Origin of the sequence: Prevotella communis (genome assembly GCF_022024115.1) — a bacterium.
Taxonomy (GTDB): domain Bacteria; phylum Bacteroidota; class Bacteroidia; order Bacteroidales; family Bacteroidaceae; genus Prevotella; species Prevotella communis.
This window is the reverse complement of the sequence record NZ_CP091792.1, coordinates 440,331-459,329: the sequence shown is the minus strand read 5'-3', so window position 1 is coordinate 459,329 and position 18,999 is coordinate 440,331. Positions and strand designations below refer to the sequence as shown.

Here is an 18,999-nt window from a genome sequence, read left to right as displayed (position 1 = left end):
AAAAACAAAAAATTATGAGGCAAAAAGTATTACTCCTCATGCTGGCAACAGTATTCGCATTTGCCAGTAGTTTCGCGCAGACGAAAAAAGACGTCCGTCTGCCTAAGAAAGTTCAGGAAACACTTACCGAGATGCAGAAATCATCTCGTAAAAATCAGTCAGCAAAGACTCTGCAGCGCCAGACCGACCTATCCCGCCAGGAAGGCATGCGCACTATGTCATCCATCCATCAGAAGCTGAATGGCAAACAGACCGTTTCACGTCGTGCAAGCCGTCGTGCTGACATCATCACAGAACAGCCCGCAGGCGAATTGAAAATTTATGCCCGCAACTGCACCTCGTACTATGCCACGATGTTTGGCCTCGGAATGGCCGACGTAACTGGCGCTGTAGCCAGCGTAGTATTTGCAGATAACAACAAGGTATATTTTAAGGACTTGGTATCACAAGCCGGATTAGGCACATGGACAGAGGGCACCATCAATGGTTCTACCATTACCATCCAGTTGCCCCAGCAGGCAGGCTTCTCAGATTATGGCTATGGATTCTGTGTAGCCAAAATGACCTTGGATGCCGAACAGGGCACCTATGTTCCCGCAGCCAACCAGACGCTGACACTTAAGTACGATGCTTCAACAGGCAAGATCTCTACAAGTGGCAGTCTGAATAGTGGTGCAGAAGTCATCGGTATGATCTATGACGATGACTATTCATGGACTGGCTATGCCGACTTCAACATCAACATCGCGCCTATCTCAGATCCCCTGGTTGAAGCTCCAGCCGGTCTCACAACCGAGACCTACTCACTGCAGGCCGAAGGTTATGCCGGTTCTCTCGTGCAGGTAGGTTTCAATGGCGACGATGTTTACGTGCAGGGCATAGACCAGAACCTGCCAGACACCTGGATCAAGGGCACTATTCAGGGCGATAAGGTCATCTTCAAGAATGCCCAGTATGTAGGTGCCGACGAAAAAGCAGGATACCACCAATACCTGGTTTCTGCCGTAGGCAAGCTGGAATATGACGACTGGTATGAAGATTATGTCACGACCTACTCTCTTGCAAAAACCGACATTGAGTTCACCTATGATGCCAATGCAAAGACACTGACCAACAGCACCACCTTCCTGCTTAATTCTGGAAAGGCTGCCGTCAATTACCAGTACGTCTTCGACAAGGCTCAGTTAATTCCCTTCACCGAGGTTGCCGCTACCCCTGTAAAACCCGTTATCAACGTGCTCAACGAGGACGGATGGGAAGACTTCGCCTTGGGCTATGGCTGGGGATCTATTGACTTCAATATTAATTGTGAGGATGTTAACGGCAACTATATCCGCGCCGACAAATTATCATACGCTCTATGGATTAAGGTGAATGGCGAAGAGAAGCAGTTGACAACCTCTTATCTGGACTACTCTAATCAGGTAGAAGAAACCATGACCGAGTTCCCCTATGGCTATTCTGACGGATGGGATGTTTACTGCACAGGTGCCAATAGTAGTTTCTACTATCACGTGATTGGTCCTGAGGCCTTTGGTGTACAGGCTATCTATCGTGGTGGCAACGAGGAGCACAAGTCAGAGATCGCATGGGTCGACGCCTATGGTTTTGGTTCAGAGGTTCAGCCTGCCGCAGCAACACCCGCTTATCCTGAGCCAACTATCAACGCCACCGATAAGACCATCACTTTCGGTTATTTCAAAGATAGCGGCGAGAATATCGCTACCGTAACGAACAATTCCAAGCCTGAGACCTACGATGTAGCCGTCAAGATTGAGAGTGCTGCCATGGTGGGCAACTATATCAAGAGCATCACTTTCCCCTTGCAGGAGACTGAGGGTGTTTCAGACATCAATGTATTCCTCACCTCACAACTGCGTGTTGAGAACGGCAAGAACGCCGCCGATATCGTTGTAAAGAACGTAACGCCTACTCAGGCCGGATACATTACCGTTGAACTCGAAAAGCCTTACCTCATCCCCGAGGGTGGTGTTTATGCCGGTTACTCCCTGACTATCAACAACGCGGAGTCTGAAGCCAACGCACAGCCTGTCGCTATCTGCGACAAACCTGCACAGGGTGGTTTCTATATGCATACCTCCGACGGATTCCTGAAGTGGCTCGATGTCTCTGAAGGTCTGGGCGGCAGCTCTCTGCTCACAGTCGACATCGTCGGCAGCACCGTCAAGAGCGACGCTGTGGTTATTGCCGACAGCGAGAGTCAGTATGTTAAGGCTGGTGAAGCATTCACACTGCCTGTCACCATTGTGAACTATGGTGGTAACGGTGCCACATCTGTTAATGTAGCCTACGAGGTGGCTGGTCTTTCTGACGACAAGCAGTTCAATGTAAGTCTGAATAACCGTTTCGGCGCTTCAACTACTGTAAAGCTCGAGATTCCCGCTATTGCGGACGCTGGCAACTACAGTCTAAAGGTTAAGGCTACCAAGGTGAACGGGAAAGACAATGAAGAGGTCAACGTCACAGAGATTCCTCTCGCTGTCATGAAAACCCTGCCTAAGAAGCGTACCCTGCTCGAAGAATACACTGGTACATGGTGTGGCTGGTGCCCACGTGGCTACGTAGGTCTTGAGAAACTGGCAGAGCTCTATCCCGATGAGTATGTACTGGTAAGCTATCACAATAGCGATGACATGGAGATTATGCCCTCTTCCTACTTCCCCTCAAAGGTTGCCGGATTCCCCGATTCTTGGATGGACCGCAACGTTGAGCTCGATGCTTATTATGGTCTCTCAAATACTGATTTTGGCATTGCTGCTGACCTTGCCGAGAACAATAAACAGTTTGGACAGGCCGACATCACACTTGCTGCCGCACTCGATGCCAATGGCACCATCAATGTCACGACTGATGTCACATTCCCCTACGACCTGATTACAGATGAAAGCTATACCGTAGAATATATCCTCACCGCTGATGGTCTCACAGATCCTGCATGGGGCCAGTCAAACTACTTCGCTGGTGGTTCACAGGGCAATCCCCTCTATATGGATCAGTTTGCCAATGGCGAAAGCACCGTCTATGGTCTGGTATATAATGATGTTGCCGTGCTTACCTCAGAGTTGAAGGGTGGCGCCAACACTACCATCGACAACGCTACTGCCGATACGCCAGTCAAGGTGAACTACGCCTTCAGCATAAAGGACATTATCAACACCAATGGCGCATCCTTCGTAAAGGATGTCACCAAACTGAAGGTTGTGGTTCTGTTGATTGACAACATGACGGGCACTGTGGCCAACGCCAACAAGACTGCTGTTGATACCTCTACTGGTATCAGTATCGTAGAACGCAACAACAACGAGCGCACTTCTATCTACGACCTCATGGGTCGTCGCATCAGTCAGCCTACCAAAGGCCTCTACATCACCAACGGTCGCAAGACGGTGATCAAGTAGCCCAAGCAGAGCTAGCCTTATTATTAAATAAAAAATATATGCATAGATTCATTATCAGCCTTTTGGCTGTTATCCTCTCTACAAGTGTACAGGCCCAGATGATGGAGCCTGTACACTTCACCTCACAACTGAAGACCCTTCAGGGCAATGAGGCAGAGATTCTTTTCACCGCCATCATCGATGAGGGATGGCATGTGTATTCCACCAACCTTGGCGACGGCGGACCTGTATCGGCTACATTCAACATCGTGAAGATGGACGGTGCAGAACCCGTGGGCAAGTTGCAGACGCGCGGCAAGGAAACCAAGCAGTTCGACAAGATGTTTGATATGGAGCTGCGCTTCTTCGAGCACAAGGCCACCTTTGTGCAGAAGGTACGCTTCACCAAGCCCACCTACACCATCGACTGCTATCTGGAGTATGGCGCCTGCAATGACGAGATGTGCATGCCCCCCACCCAGGTAGAATTCAAGCAGCAGGGTAAAAGTCCTGCCGCAGCCCCAGAGAAGGGCAAGGCCGAAGTGGAGAAAAAGGCTGAAGATGAAGTGAAAGCCGAAGAAGCTATCGTTGCCGATACCGTAGCGGTAGCCGACACAGTGGCAGCAGATTCTTCAATGGTTACTGTGCCATCTTCCCCTGAGGATGCCCTCTGGGCACCCGTCATCGACGAGATGAAGGCGATGGGAGCCGGTGACAGTCTGACCGACCACTCCCTGCTCTATATTCTCCTGATGGGTTTCGTAGGCGGTCTGTTGGCCGTACTGATGCCCTGCATCTGGCCTATCATCCCAATGACGGTAAGTTTTTTCCTGAAGCGCGCCAAAAGCGACAAGAAAAAAGGTATCCGCGATGCTATCACCTATGGACTCAGCATCATCGTGATCTACCTCGGTCTGGGACTGCTCGTCACCGCCTTCTTTGGCAGCGACACCCTCAACGCCATGTCCACCAATGCCGTGTTTAACATCTTCCTATTCCTCTTACTGGTAGTCTTCGCCCTGTCGTTCTTCGGCTGGTTCGAAATCAAACTGCCAGGCTCATGGACCGATAAAGTGGATACAAAAGCCTCGGAGACCAGCGGTCTGCTGTCTATCTTCCTCATGGCCTTCACCCTGGTGCTCGTGTCATTCTCTTGCACAGCCCCCATCATCGGTCTGCTGCTCGTCGAGACAACCACCAGTGGCAACTGGCTGGCCCCTGCCCTTGGCATGTTTGGCTTCGCCTTCGCCCTGGCACTGCCCTTCACCCTCTTCGCCCTCTTCCCCACGTGGCTGAAGCAGGCACCGAAGTCGGGCTCATGGATGACCACCCTGAAGGTTGTCCTTGGTTTCGTCGAACTGGCCTTTGCCTTGAAATTCCTCTCCGTGGCTGATTTGGCCTACGGCTGGCATATCCTCGACCGCGAGGTATTCCTCTCACTCTGGATTGTTATCTTTGCCCTGCTCGGAGCCTACCTCTGTGGCTGGCTGAAATTCCAGGAAGACGAGGTTGGCGGCGACATCCGCAAACCCATGCCCGTGCTGTGTATCATGGGCGGACTTGTATCACTGGCTTTCGCCGTCTACATGGTACCCGGTTTGTGGGGCGCCCCCTGTAAGGCCGTCAGTGCCTTTGCCCCACCAATGAACACACAGGACTTCAACCTCAATACCAAGACCGTTGAAGCACAGTTCACCGACTATGAAGCCGGTATGGCTGCTGCCCGCGCTCAGGGCAAGCCAGTCTTCATCGACTTCACCGGCTTCGGCTGCGTCAACTGTCGCAAGATGGAGGCTGCCGTATGGACCGACCAGCGCGTAGCCGACCGTCTCACCCGCGACTACGTACTCATCTCACTCTTCGTGGACGACAAGACACCACTGGCAGAACCCCTGGAGGTTACCGATGAACAGGGCAATACCAAGACCCTACGAACCGTGGGTGCCAAGTGGAGCTATCTGCAGAGCCATAAGTTCGGTGCCAACGCCCAGCCCTACTACGTCATCCTCGATCCCGTCACTGCCAGCCCCCTCAGTGGCAGTCGTGCCTACGACGAGGACATCCCCGCCTACCTGGACTTCCTCAATGGCGGTCTGGAGCGCTACCGCGAACTCACGAAATAACGACCAGAATTGCATATTCAACCAACGGCAAGAACTTTATAATTCTTGCCGTTTTCCATTTGATGTAACTGAACGCCTAAATAAAATGATAAAGGGGTGAACGAATTGTTCACCCCTATGATTTTATGTATATGTGCGTTTAGAATGCGCTGGCTTTGAGTCGGAGACCTGCGGTCTCGTCGATGCCGAACATGATGTTCATATTCTGCACGGCCTGACCAACGGCGCCCTTCAGGAGGTTGTCAATGCAGGAAATCATGAGGAGCTGATCCTCGTACTTCTCTACATAGACCACGGCCTTGTTGGTGTTGACCACCTGCTTGAGGTCGGGACTCTTAGTGACGAAATGGGTGAAGGCGGCATCCTTGTAGTAGTCGGCATAAATCTGCTGCACCTCTTCCAGGGACTTGTCGCACTTCGCATAGGCGGTAACGAAGATGCCGCGCGCAAAGCAGCCACGCTGGGGGATGAACAGCACACGACCGTCGTAGCCGGGAGCCAGTTCCTGCACCGTCTGGTTGATCTCCAGCAGGTGCTGGTGGGTGAAGGTCTTGTAAACCGAACAGTTATCGTTGCGCCAAGAGAAATGGGTGGTGGCCCCGGGCTTCTGTCCAGCACCGGTGCTGCCGGTGATACCGTTGACATGGATATCGCCGCTGATAATGCCAGCCTTCAGGGCAGGCAGCATGGCCAGTTGGATACAGGTGGCAAAGCAGCCGGGGTTAGCCAGGTGCTGGGCCTTGCTGATGGTATCGCGATGGGTCTCAGGCAGTCCGTAAATGTAGTCGTGCGTGCCGGCGATGCGGAAGTCCTGTGCCAGATCGATAATCTTCACGTTGGCGGGGATGGTGTGCTCCTTGAGGAAGGCCTCGCTCTTGCCGTGGCCGAAGCAGAAGAAGACCACGTCGACCTGGTCGAAAGGCATCTGGTCGGTGAACTTCAGGTCGGTCTCGCCTACGAGTCCCTCATGGACGCCGCTCACGGGGTTGCCTGCGTTGCTCTCAGAATTGGCAAAGACGATCTCTGCCTGGGGATGGTTGAGCAGCACACGGATGAGTTCACCACCAGTGTAGCCTGCAGCTCCCAGTATTCCAATCTTTATTCTTTCCATTGCTGTTCTAGGTGCTAAAAATTGTTGTTTTTATGTTCGTTTGAGACGCAAAGATACTAATAAATCTACAAAGTGGCAAACTTTGTGCCTGTTTTCCGAGGATTTTTTGTACCTTTGTACCAAATTCAAAGGTATTAGCTATGAAACAGACAAAAATCGTTGCCTCAATTAGTGACAGAAGATGTGACCCGGAGTTTATACGCGCGCTTTTCAACGCCGGTATGAACGTGGTGCGCATGAACACTGCACACGCTTCAGAGGAGGGTATCCGCCAGATTGTGAAGAATGTGCGGGAAGTGAGCCATCACATTGGCATCCTGATAGATACGAAGGGTCCTGAGGTGAGAACGACCGCCTGTGACGAACCGATTCAGTACAAGACGGGCGACGTGGTGAAGATTTTCGGACGTCCCGAGATGAACACGACGCACGACATCATCAACGTGACCTACGCCAATTTCGCGGCTGATGTGCATGAAGGCTGTCATATCCTCTTTGACGACGGTGCCATCGACATGCAGGTGATTGGCATCAGTGGTCCACAGGTGGTGGCCCAGGTGCAGAATGACGGTGTCCTGGGGTCCAAGAAGAGCGTGAACGTGCCCGGTGTGCACATAGACCTGCCTGCGCTCACCGAGAAGGACCGTAAGAACATCATGCTGGCCATAGAGCTGGATATCGAGTTTATTGCCCACTCGTTTGTGCGCTCGGCTGCCGACGTGAAGGCCGTGCAGGATATCCTCGATGCCAACAACTCAGATATCAAGATTATTTCGAAGATAGAGAATCAGGAGGGTGTCGACAATATCGATGAGATCATTGCAGCATCGTATGGTATCATGGTTGCCCGTGGTGACCTTGGTATTGAGGTGCCCATAGAGCGCATCCCCGGTATTCAGCGCCGCATCATCCGTAAGTGTGTGCAGGCCAAGAAGCCTGTTATCGTGGCTACCCAGATGTTGCACTCCATGATTCAGAATCCCCGTCCTACGCGTGCCGAGGTGACTGATATCGCCAACGCCATCTATTACCGTACGGACGCGCTGATGCTCTCGGGCGAGACAGCTACGGGTAAGTATCCGGTGGAGGCTGTGACGACGATGGCGCAGATTGCCGAGCAGGCCGAGCGTGACAAGTTGCGCGAGAACGATATCGAGATCCCGCTGTCGGCCAACTGTGACATCCATGAGTTTATGTCGCACAGTGCTATCGAGGCTACAGAGAAACTGGGTGTAAAGGGTATTATCACCGACTCACTGACAGGTCTTACTGCCCGTTCGCTGGCAGCTTTCCGTGGTCCTAACCCTGTGCTGGCTATCTGTTACAACGACAAGCTGCAGCGTCTGCTGGCGCTGAGCTACGGTGTGATTCCCGTCTATCAGAAGGGTCATATCGACAGCGAGACATTGTTTATGGCCGCAGTACGTATGTTGCGCCAGAAGGGTTATGTGGAAGACGATGACAAGATTGCCTACCTGAGTGGTAACGTGCGTGAGTGCGGCGGTACGAAGTTCCTGGAGATCAATACAGTGAAGGAACTGTTCTGCAACAAGTACCGTTTCCACCTGCCCAAGGCAGAGGAATAAGTACGGGACATACATGAGATAACAAATCAACGGGGATGCATCACCAGATGCACCCCCGTTGTAGTATTATGAACTCTTTGTGTCGGATTATCTCTTCTCGTCCTTGTGGATACCGTAGTACACGCGGAGTGGCGTAGAGCTGACCTTGATGAAGCCCTTGGCCTCGTCGGCAGTCCAACCAGTCTGGGTCTCACCATACTCGCCGAGTTTAGACTTCGTCAGGTCGTTGGCAGAATCGATGCCTACGGTCTCGAAACCGAAGGGACGGAGCTTCAGGATGGCGGTACCGGTGACATTGCGCTGAGAAGAGGTGAGCATCGCCTCGATATCAGGCATCACGGGCTCCAGGTACTGACTCTCGTGGAGGAACATGCCGTACCAGTTGGCCACCTGGTCCTTCCAGTACTGCTGCCACTTAGAGAGGGTTGACTTCTCCAGCAGGCGGTGGGCCTCAATGATGAGCTTAGGAGCGGCAGCCTCGAAACCTACGCGGCCCTTGATACCGATGATGGTATCGCCCACGTTGGCATCACGGCCGATGGCGTAGCTGGCACCGATCTCCTCAATCTTCTGGATAGCCTTGATCTTATCGTCGAACTGCTCGCCGTTGACAGCCACGATCTCACCCTTGTCGAAGGTAATCTTCAGCAGGGCTTCCTGTTCCTTGGCCGTGACATGCTTCAGGTAGGCATCCTCGGGAAGGCCCTGAGTGGGGTCGAGCAGTTCGCCACCGCAGATAGAGGTGCCCCAGATACCTACGTTGTAAGAATACTTCAGTTTGGTGAAGTCGGCAAAGAATCCATGCTCATTGAGGAAGTCGACCTCTTCCTTACGCGTGAGCTTCTTGTCGCGTGTCAGGGTGATAATCTCCACGCCGGGAGCCATCACGAGGAAGGTCATGTCGAAACGGATCTGGTCGTTGCCGGCACCGGTAGAACCGTGCGCAATGGCATCGGCACCAATCTCATTGGCATAGCGGGCGATGGCGATAGCCTGGAAGATACGCTCGCTGGAAACGGAGATGGGGTAACAGTTGTTACGCAGCACGTTACCGAAAATCATGTATTTCAGTGACTTGGCGTAATACTCCTGTGTGACGTCGAGGGTCACGTATTGCACGGCGCCCAGTTTGTAGGCGTTCTCTTCATTCTTCTTCAACTGTTCAGCACTGAAACCGCCGGTATTGGCGCAGGCTGCATATACTTCGTACCCGTCCTGGGCCAGTTTCATCACGGTGTAGGAGGTGTCGAGACCTCCGCTGAATGCTACTACGACTTTCTTCTTGCTCATACTTCTTTTATCTTGATTGTTCTTCTAATTCCTGTAAATGCCTGATACGTGAGAGTACGTCCTCACTGAGTTTGCACGGCAGGTGTTCTGTGGGGTCGAACAGCATGGCGGTGCAGATACAGAACTTGCGGTTGCGCTCTTTCAGCACGGGATAGTTCACACAGCCCTCGCAACCTTTCCAGAAGGCCTCGTCGTCGGTCAGGTCGCCGAAAGTCACAGGCTGGTAGCCCAGGGCGGTGTTCATCTTCATCACGGCGGCACCGCTGGTCAGCGAGAAAATCTTGGCGTGGGGCCAACGGGTGCGGGCCAGCGTGAAGGTGAGGTCCTTGATGCGCTTGGCGATGTGGAGACCGCGGAAATCGGGATGTACGATAAGACCCGAGGTGGTCACGTATTGTTGGTTCTCCCATGTCTCGATATAACTGAATCCAGCAAAGCGACCGTCTTTTGTCAGGGCGATAACGGCCTTGGCCTCGGCCATCTTCTTTGCTACATATTCGTGAGTGCGCTTGGCAATACCTGTGCCGCGTACCTTAGCTGCCTCGGCGATGGTGTCGAGGATGGTGTCTACATAGATCTCGTGCTCAGGACGGGCTACAAGTACTTCAATTTCTTCTTTTTCCATTTCTTATTTAAGGGTCAACATTTATTTCAAATTGGGGACGACCTCCTTCAGCGCCTCGGTGATTTCCCTGTGGCTCACGCCTTCCTTGATGACGATAAAGATATTGTCGTCGCCGGCAATGGTGCCCAGAATCTCGGGGATGTCGCTGCGGTCAATGTTCCAGGCAATGGCACTGGCATAGCCAGGACGCGTCTTGATGACGCCCATGTTGCCTGAGAAATTGATGCTGATGAAACCTGGCATCTGCATCATCTCGCGGACAGAAGAATGGGTGCTTACGCGCTTGTACATGGACTCGTTGGGGAGTACGTAGACGTAGTTGCCGCTCATGGTGGCAGCCTTGGCAACCTTCAGTTGCTTCAAGTCACGGCTCAGCGTGGCCTGTGTCAAGTTGAAGCCCTCGTTCTGCAGTGCGTTCAACAACTCTTCCTGACTACCCATCTGCTGGCTTGAAATAATCAGCCTCAATGCTTCCAATCTATTCTTCTTATCCTTCATATTGGTATATTTATTCAGATTTGCGATGCAAAAGTACAACTATTTTTGCATATATCCAAATTTTTATGCATAAACTTTGGCTTTTGTGCATAAAAAAAAGATGCGTCCGGTGAAGAACGCATCTTTTTTGAATATGAATTAAATATGTATACTTTTATTGCTCGTCGATCACTGCATCCTCGGCAAAGTCGAGCACGTTTTTGCGGTTAGCCTGCATACGCTCGTACTCCTCCTTGGAACCTACAATAATCTTCTCGAACTCACGCAGACCGGTACCGGCAGGAATCAGGTGACCGCAGATCACGTTCTCCTTCATACCCTCCAGGAAGTCCTGCTTACCGCGGATAGCGGCCTCGTTGAGCACCTTCGTGGTCTCCTGGAACGAAGCAGCCGACATGAACGACTTGGTCTGCAGAGCTGCACGGGTGATACCCTGCAGGATCTGAGTTGACGTTGCGGGCACTGCATCACGCACCTGAACGGTACGCAGGTCACGGCGCTTCAGTGAGGTGTTCTCATCGCGCAGACGACGGGCTGTTACGATCTGACCCTTCTGCAAGGTCTCAGAGTCACCGGCATCGGTAACCACCTTCTTACCCCAGATACGGTCGTTCTCTTCAGCGAAGTCGAGCTTGTCGATGATGTCGCTCTCGAGGAATGAGGTATCGCCCGGGTCGTTGATCTGCACCTTGCGCATCATCTGACGTACGATGATCTCGAAGTGCTTGTCGTTGATCTTGATACCCTGCAGACGGTACACGTCCTGTACCTCATTAACGATATACTCCTGCACGGCGGTGGGACCCTTGATGGCGAGGATGTCGCTTGGGGTGATGGCACCGTCTGACAGAGGTGTACCTGCGCGCACGGCGTCGTGCTCCTGTACCAGGATCTGCTTTGACAGAGATACGAGGTACTTGCGCTGGTCGCCAGTCTTTGAGGTAACGATAATCTCACGGTTACCACGCTTTACCTTACCCATGGTTACCTCACCGTCGATTTCTGATACGATTGCGGGGTTAGATGGGTTACGAGCCTCGAACAGCTCGGTAACACGAGGCAGACCGGCGGTAATATCACCACCCTTGGCAGCTGCACGAGGAATCTTGACGAGGGTCTCACCAGTCTTCACTGTTTGACCATCCTCAACAACTACGTGACCACCCACAGGGAAGTTATAGGTTCCAATCTTCTCACCGTTGGCATCGAGGATGTCACAGGTAGGAACCTTGGTCTTGTCCTTAGACTCGGTAACAATCTTTTCTGTCAGACCGGTGGTTTCGTCGGTCTCGGCACGGAAGGTAACACCTTCGATAACGTCGTTGAATTTCAGGGTACCTGCGTACTCGGTTACGATAACGGCGTTGAAGGGGTCCCACTGGGCAATCTTGTCACCCTTGGCAACCACGTCACCATTCTTGAAGTAGAGTGAAGAACCGTAAGGCACGTTGACAGTTGACAGCACAATCTTGGTGTTGGGGTCAACAAAACGCATTTCACCCAGACGGCTCACTACCATCTCACAATCACGTCCGTCCTCATCGAATGGTACGGTACGAACCTCTTCGAGTTCGATACGGGCTGACTCGTACTTACATACGATAGTTGCGTTTGCTGCGGCGTTGGCAGCCACACCACCGGCGTGGAACGTACGCAGAGTCAGCTGAGTACCAGGCTCACCGATAGCCTGTGCGGCAATCACACCTACAGCCTCACCCTTCTGTACCATGCGGCGGGTAGCCAGGTTGCGTCCGTAACACTTCATGCAGACACCCTTCTTTGACTCACAAGTGAGCACAGAACGGATTTCAACCATCTCGATCTCAGCCTTCTCAATCATGTCGGCCTTAGCCTCGGTAATCTCCTCACCGGCAGGTACGATAACCTCACCAGTCTTGGGGTTCACCACGTCGTGCACGCTGACACGACCCAGGATACGCTCAGACAGTGAAGAGATAACCTCGTCGCCACTCTTCAGGGCTGTGCACTCCAGACCACGCAGTGTACCGCAGTCTTCCTCATTGATAATCACATCGTGAGAAACGTCAACCAGACGACGGGTCAGGTAACCAGCGTCGGCGGTCTTCATGGCGGTATCGGCAAGACCCTTACGGGCACCGTGGGTAGAGATGAAGTACTCCAGCACAGACATACCTTCCTTGAAGTTTGACAGAATTGGGTTCTCAATAATCTGGTGACCCTCGGCACCGGCTTTCTGAGGCTTAGCCATCAGACCACGGATACCAGAGAGCTGTTTGATCTGGTCCTTACTACCACGGGCACCAGAGTCAAGCATCATGAATACGGCGTTGAAGCCCTGGTCAGCCTCGGTCATCTCCTTCATCAGGATGTTACCGATATCGTTGTTCACGTGGGTCCATGTATCGATAACCTGGTTGTAACGCTCGTTGTCGGTGATGAAACCCATGTTATAGTTGTCGGTAATCTGCTGCACCTCTTCATTACCCTTGGCGATAAGCTCTGCCTTCTCCTTAGGAATAATGATGTCGTCGAGGTTGAACGACAGACCAGCCAGGTAGGCCATGCGGTAACCCAGGTTCTTGATACCATCCAGGAACTCGCAAGCCTCGGCGAAACCTACGTTCTTGATAACGTCGGCGATGATGTCGCGCAGACTCTTCTTAGAAATAACCTTATTGACATAGCCTACCTCCTTAGGAACGATGCCATTCACGATGACACGACCTACAGAAGTCTCTACCTGATGACGTACCTTGATGCCGTCAACCACATCGTCAACCATCACCTTCACCTGGGCGTGCAGGTCGCACTTACCCTCGTTGTGGGCGATGATAGCTTCCTCAGGACCGTAGAATGAGAGGCCCTCACCCTTGGCACCTGGACGAATCTTGGTGATATAGTAAAGACCGAGCACCATATCCTGTGAAGGTACGGTGATAGGTGCACCGTTGGCAGGATTCAGGATGTTGTGGCTCTGGAGCATCAACAGCTGGGTCTCGAGGATAGCCTCGTTTGACAGGGGAAGGTGAACAGCCATCTGGTCACCGTCGAAGTCGGCGTTGAACGCGGTACATGCCAGTGGGTGCAACTGGATAGCCTTACCCTCAATCAGCTTGGGCTGGAAGGCCTGGATACCCAGACGGTGCAGTGTTGGTGCACGGTTCAGCATCACGGGGTGACCCTTCATCACGTTCTCCAGAATATCCCAGATAACGGGTTCACGACGGTCAACAATCTTTTTGGCGCTCTTCACTGTCTTCACGATACCGCGCTCAATGAGCTTGCGGATGATGAATGGCTTATAGAGCTCTGCGGCCATCAACTTTGGCAGACCGCACTCACCCATCTTCAGCTCAGGACCTACGACGATAACCGAACGGGCTGAGTAGTCAACACGCTTACCCAGCAAGTTCTGACGGAAACGACCCTGCTTACCCTTCAGTGAGTCAGAGAGTGACTTTAAAGGACGGTTGCTGTCGCTCTTCACGGCCGATGACTTGCGGCTGTTGTCGAAGAGTGAGTCTACAGCCTCCTGCAGCATACGCTTCTCGTTACGCAGAATCACTTCAGGTGCATGAATCTCCATCAGACGCTTCAGACGGTTGTTACGGATAATCACGCGACGATAGAGGTCGTTCAGGTCGGATGTGGCGAAACGACCACCATCCAGGGGCACCAGAGGACGCAACTCAGGAGGAGTCACGGGCAGTATCTTCATAATCATCCACTCAGGACGGTTGATACCTTTCTCTACTGATGAACGGAAGGCCTCTACTACCTGCAGACGCTTCAGAGCCTCGTTCTTACGCTGCTGTGAAGAGTCGGTATTGGCACGGTCGCGCAGTTCGTATGACAGTGAGTCGAGGTCGAGCTGCTGAAGCAGGTCGTAGATAGCCTCGGCACCCATCTTGGCTACGAACTTATTGGGATCGCTGTCGTCCAGATAGTAGTTATCCTCTGACAGCTGGTTGTCGATGATATCATTGTACTCCTCCTCAGAGAGCAGGTCGAACTTCTGTGAACCCAGCAGAGGATTGCCTTCGGCATCCTTGCGGCCCTCGAGGGCACCTGGCTGAATCACAACATAGCGCTCATAGTAAATGATTGCGTCGAGCTTCTTGGTGGGCAGTCCCAGCAGATAGCCAATCTTGTTGGGCAGGCTGCGGAAATACCAGATGTGGGCAATGGGCACTACCAGTTCGATGTGTCCGCTGCGCTCACGGCGCACCTTCTTCTCGGTCACCTCAACACCACAACGGTCGCACACGATACCCTTGTAGCGGATGCGCTTGTACTTACCGCAGGCGCACTCATAGTCCTTGGTAGGACCGAAGATACGCTCACAGAACAGACCGTCGCGCTCGGGCTTGTATGTACGATAGTTGATGGTCTCAGGCTTCGTAACCTCGCCAAATGAATTCTCAAGGATCTGCTCGGGTGAAGCAAGACCGATGGTAATCTTGGTGAAATTATTTCTTGTCTTTGAATCTTTCTTGAAAGCCATATTTCAAATTATCAATTTTCAATTTTCAATTATCCATTCACTTAGTCGAGAGTTACGCTCAGACCCAGACCACGCAACTCGTGCAGCAGCACGTTGAGTGACTCAGGAATGCCTGGTGTTGGCATGGGCTCACCCTTCACGATAGCCTCGTAAGCCTTAGAACGACCTACGGTATCATCAGACTTGATAGTCAGAATCTCCTGAAGCACATGGCTGGCACCAAAGGCCTCCAGTGCCCAGACTTCCATCTCACCAAAACGCTGACCACCGAACTGGGCCTTACCACCAAGAGGCTGCTGAGTGATGAGTGAGTACGGACCGATAGAACGGGCGTGCATCTTGTCCTCAACCATGTGACCCAGTTTCAGGAAGTAGGTGATACCTACTGTTGCAGGCTGGTCGAAACGCTCACCGGTCTCACCGTCATACAGGTGGGTAGAGCAGAGGCGTGGCAGACCTGCCTTGTCGGTCCATTCTGCGAGGTCTTCAAGTTTTGCACCGTCGAAGATAGGTGTAGCGAACTTCACGCCGAGACGCTTACCGGCAGCACCGAGGATAGCCTCGAAGATCTGACCGAGGTTCATACGAGAAGGCACACCCAGAGGGTTCAGTACCAAGTCTACGGGACGACCATCCTCGAGGAATGGCATATCCTCCTGACGTACAACCTTAGATACGATACCCTTGTTACCGTGACGACCGGCGAGCTTATCACCCACACCGATCTTACGCTTCTTGGCAACGTATACCTTGGCCATCTGCAGAATGCCTGAGGGCAGCTCGTCACCAATGGTGATGGCAAACTTCTTACGCTTCATCTCGGCATCGAGCAGCTTGTACTTCTTCATATAGTTGATGATGAGCTGACCGATAAGTTCGTTCTTGTGCTCGTCATTTGTCCACTTGTTGGTCTGGATATCACCGTACTCCAGGTTCTTCAGGGCTGTCATGGTGAACTTAGAACCCTTAGAGATAACCTCTGCACCGGTGTAGTCCTTCACACCCTGTGAAGTCTTACCCTTAGTGAGTTCCATCAGCTTGTCAACCAGGATGTCCTTCAGGTCGTCAACCTTTGCCTGGTACTCCTCGTCGATCTTAGCCAGCACGATCTTATCCTGCTGCTTGGTCTGACGGGTCTTGATGGCACGGGCAAAGAGCTTCTTGTCGATGATGACACCACTCAGTGATGGGTTGGCCTTCAGTGAAGAGTCCTTCACGTCACCGGCCTTGTCACCGAAGATGGCGCGGAGCAACTTCTCCTCAGGTGAAGGATCGCTCTCACCCTTAGGTGAAATCTTACCAATCAGGATATCTCCTGGCTCTACGCGGGCACCGACACGGATCACACCGTTCTCGTCGAGGTCCTTGGTGGCCTCTTCGCTTACGTTAGGAATATCAGAGGTGAACTCTTCCACACCACGCTTGGTCTCACGTACATCGAGTGAGTACTCGTCCACGTGTACAGAGGTGAGCACGTCCTCACGAACGATACGCTCGTTCAGCACGATAGCATCCTCATAGTTGTAACCCTTCCAAGGCATGTAAGCCACGAGCAGGTTACGACCCAGTGCCAACTCACCGTTCTCAGTGGCATAACCCTCGGTCAGAATATCACCCTTCTTCACACGCTGGCCCTTATTACAGATAGGACGCAGGTCGATGGTCATGTTCTGGTTGGTACGGCGGAACTTTGGAATACGGTATTCCTTCATGGCGGGTTCGAAGCTGACGAACTCCTCGTCCTCTGTACGGTCATAGAGGATACGGATGGTTGTAGCGTCAACATATTCAATCACACCGTCACCCTCGGCGGTTACCATGGTACGAGAGTCTTCGCAGACCTGCTTCTCGATACCGGTACCTACGATAGGTGCCTCGTTGTGGAGCAGAGGTACTGCCTGGCGCATCATGTTAGATCCCATCAGTGCACGGTGAGCATCGTCGTGCTCCAAGAAAGGAATAAGTGATGCAGCGATAGAGGCAATCTGCTGGGGAGATACATCCATGAGGTTAACCTCTGTGGGAGGTACCACGGGGAAGTCGGCATCCTGACGACATTTTACGACAGGACGGATAAAGGTACCATCGTCGTTCAGAGGTGCGTTACCCTGACCGATGATAAAGTTCTCCTCTTCCTCAGCGGTGAGGTAGACGATACCGTCATCATTCAGGTTGGCCACACCATTCTCTACCTTACGGTATGGTGTCTCGATGAAGCCCAGCTCATTGATCTTTGCATAGACGCAGAGTGAAGAAATCAGACCGATGTTAGGTCCTTCAGGGCTCTCGATAGGACACAGACGACCATAGTGTGTATAGTGTACGTCACGAACCTCGAAACCGGCACGCTCACGACTCAGACCGCCAGGACCCAGGGCAGAGAGACGACGCTTGTGGGTCACCTCGGCCAGAGGGTTCGTCTGGTCCATGAACTGTGACAATGGGTTGGTTCCGAAGAACGAGTTGATAACGCTTGAAATGGTTTTTGCGTTAATGAGGTCCATCGGGGTGAACACCTCGTTGTCACGCACGTTCATGCGCTCACGGATGGTGCGGCTCATACGGGCCAGACCGATAGAGAACTGATTTGACAGCTGCTCACCAACGGTGCGCACACGACGGTTTGACAGGTGGTCAATATCGTCAACGGCAGCCTTTGAGTTAATCAGCTGAATCAGGTATTTGATAATCTCAATGATATCTTCCTTGGTCAGAACGCGGACATCCATCTCGGTGTCCAGTCCCAACTTCTTGTTGATGCGGTAACGACCTACATCACCCAGGTCGTAACGCTTGTCTGAGAAGAACAGGTTCTGGATAACTTCACGTGCACTGGCATCATCGGCAGGATCTGCATTACGCAGCTGACGGTAGATATAGAGCACAGCCTCTTTCTCAGAGTTACTGGGGTCTTTTGCCAGTGTGTTGAAGATGATAGAGAAGTCCTGAGCCGTTGCCTCATTCTTGTGAACCAAGATAGTAGCAGCACCGCTCTCCAGGATGTCCATGATGTTATCTTCTGTAATCTCAGTCTCACGATCCATGATTACCTCATTACGCTCGATAGAAACTACTTCACCAGTATCTTCATCTACAAAGTCCTCGTTCCAACTCTTCAGCACACGGGCTGCGAGCTTGCAACCGATGACTTCTTTCAATCCTTTCTTTGTAACCTTTACTTCCTCTGCCAGGTCGAAGATCTGCAGAATGTCCTTATCGGTCTCGAAACCGATGGCACGGAGCAAGGTAGTAACAGGCAACTTCTTCTTACGGTCGATATAGGCATACATCACGTTGTTGATGTCTGTTGCGAACTCAATCCATGAACCCTTGAAGGGGATGATACGGGCTGAGTACAGCAGCGAACCGTTGGCATGTACGCTCTGACCGAAGAATACACCGGGTGAACGGTGCAACTGTGATACAACGACACGTTCTGCACCGTTGATAACGAATGTACCATTGGCCGTCATGTAAGGAATAGGACCAAGGAATACATCCTGAATCACTGTACCGAAATCCTCGTGATCGGGATCCGTGCAGTAAAGTTTCAGTTTAGCCTTAAGAGGTACGCTATAAGTCAGACCACGCTCCAAACACTCGTCGATGGTGTAACGGGGTGGGTCAATATAGTAATCCAGGAACTCAAGTACGAAGTTGTTACGCGTATCTGTGATAGGGAAGTTCTCGGCGAAAACCTTATACAGACCGTCGTTCTTGCGTTCCTCAGGCGGAGTGTCCAACTGCAGGAAGTCCTTGAAAGACTTTAATTGTACATCGAGGAAATCCGGTAACGGCATCGGGTTCTTGACGCTGCCAAAGTTTACTCTGTTGTCTATTACTTTCGAAGTCATAAATGAATAATGTGGGTTATTGTTTTCT

General features: G+C 52.1%; 9 protein-coding genes. 3 read left to right on the top strand and 6 right to left on the bottom strand.

The genetic code is table 11. The features are described 5' to 3' along the window. Window positions 1-14 precede the first annotated feature (14 nt). Window positions 15-3,419, top strand: coding sequence for a COG1361 family protein (locus L6468_RS01885; protein WP_237794629.1), 3,405 nt, complete (start codon window positions 15-17; stop codon window positions 3,417-3,419). A gap of 38 nt (window positions 3,420-3,457) precedes the next feature. After that, window positions 3,458-5,521: a protein-disulfide reductase DsbD family protein gene (locus L6468_RS01880; protein WP_237794627.1), complete on the top strand. Its 2,064-nt coding sequence runs from the start codon at window positions 3,458-3,460 to the stop codon at window positions 5,519-5,521. Window positions 5,522-5,660: 139 nt separating this feature from the next. Here the strand turns inward: L6468_RS01880 and argC are convergent, their stop codons facing one another. Continuing rightward, complete coding sequence (gene argC / locus L6468_RS01875) at window positions 5,661-6,632, bottom strand: N-acetyl-gamma-glutamyl-phosphate reductase (RefSeq protein ID WP_091851010.1); 972 nt, start codon at window positions 6,630-6,632, stop codon at window positions 5,661-5,663. 140 nt (window positions 6,633-6,772) lie between these two features. Here argC and pyk point away from each other — a divergent pair, with 140 nt between their 5' ends. After that, window positions 6,773-8,218, top strand: coding sequence for a pyruvate kinase (gene pyk / locus L6468_RS01870; RefSeq protein ID WP_237794625.1), 1,446 nt, complete (start codon window positions 6,773-6,775; stop codon window positions 8,216-8,218). Between the two features lie 87 nt (window positions 8,219-8,305). On the opposite strand, the gene L6468_RS01865 is transcribed toward pyk, so the two are convergent. From L6468_RS01865 to rpoB, 5 genes are all read right to left on the bottom strand, one after another. Continuing rightward, entirely contained in the window at window positions 8,306-9,508 is a 1,203-nt protein-coding gene (locus L6468_RS01865) for an argininosuccinate synthase (protein WP_237794623.1), read from the bottom strand. 7 nt (window positions 9,509-9,515) lie between these two features. Further along, window positions 9,516-10,133, bottom strand: coding sequence for a GNAT family N-acetyltransferase (locus L6468_RS01860; RefSeq protein ID WP_091814709.1), 618 nt, complete (start codon window positions 10,131-10,133; stop codon window positions 9,516-9,518). 21 nt (window positions 10,134-10,154) lie between these two features. Next, complete coding sequence (argR, locus tag L6468_RS01855; RefSeq protein WP_091814713.1) at window positions 10,155-10,631, bottom strand: arginine repressor; 477 nt, start codon at window positions 10,629-10,631, stop codon at window positions 10,155-10,157. A 154-nt stretch (window positions 10,632-10,785) separates the two neighbouring features. Then, the gene (rpoC, locus tag L6468_RS01850) at window positions 10,786-15,117 is read right to left on the bottom strand and encodes a DNA-directed RNA polymerase subunit beta' (protein WP_237794621.1); all 4,332 of its coding nucleotides are present in this window, start codon (window positions 15,115-15,117) and stop codon (window positions 10,786-10,788) included. A 41-nt stretch (window positions 15,118-15,158) separates the two neighbouring features. After that, window positions 15,159-18,971 (bottom strand): DNA-directed RNA polymerase subunit beta, encoded by a 3,813-nt coding sequence (gene rpoB, locus L6468_RS01845; protein WP_091814719.1) that lies wholly within the window; start codon window positions 18,969-18,971, stop codon window positions 15,159-15,161. Window positions 18,972-18,999: the final 28 nt, after the last annotated feature.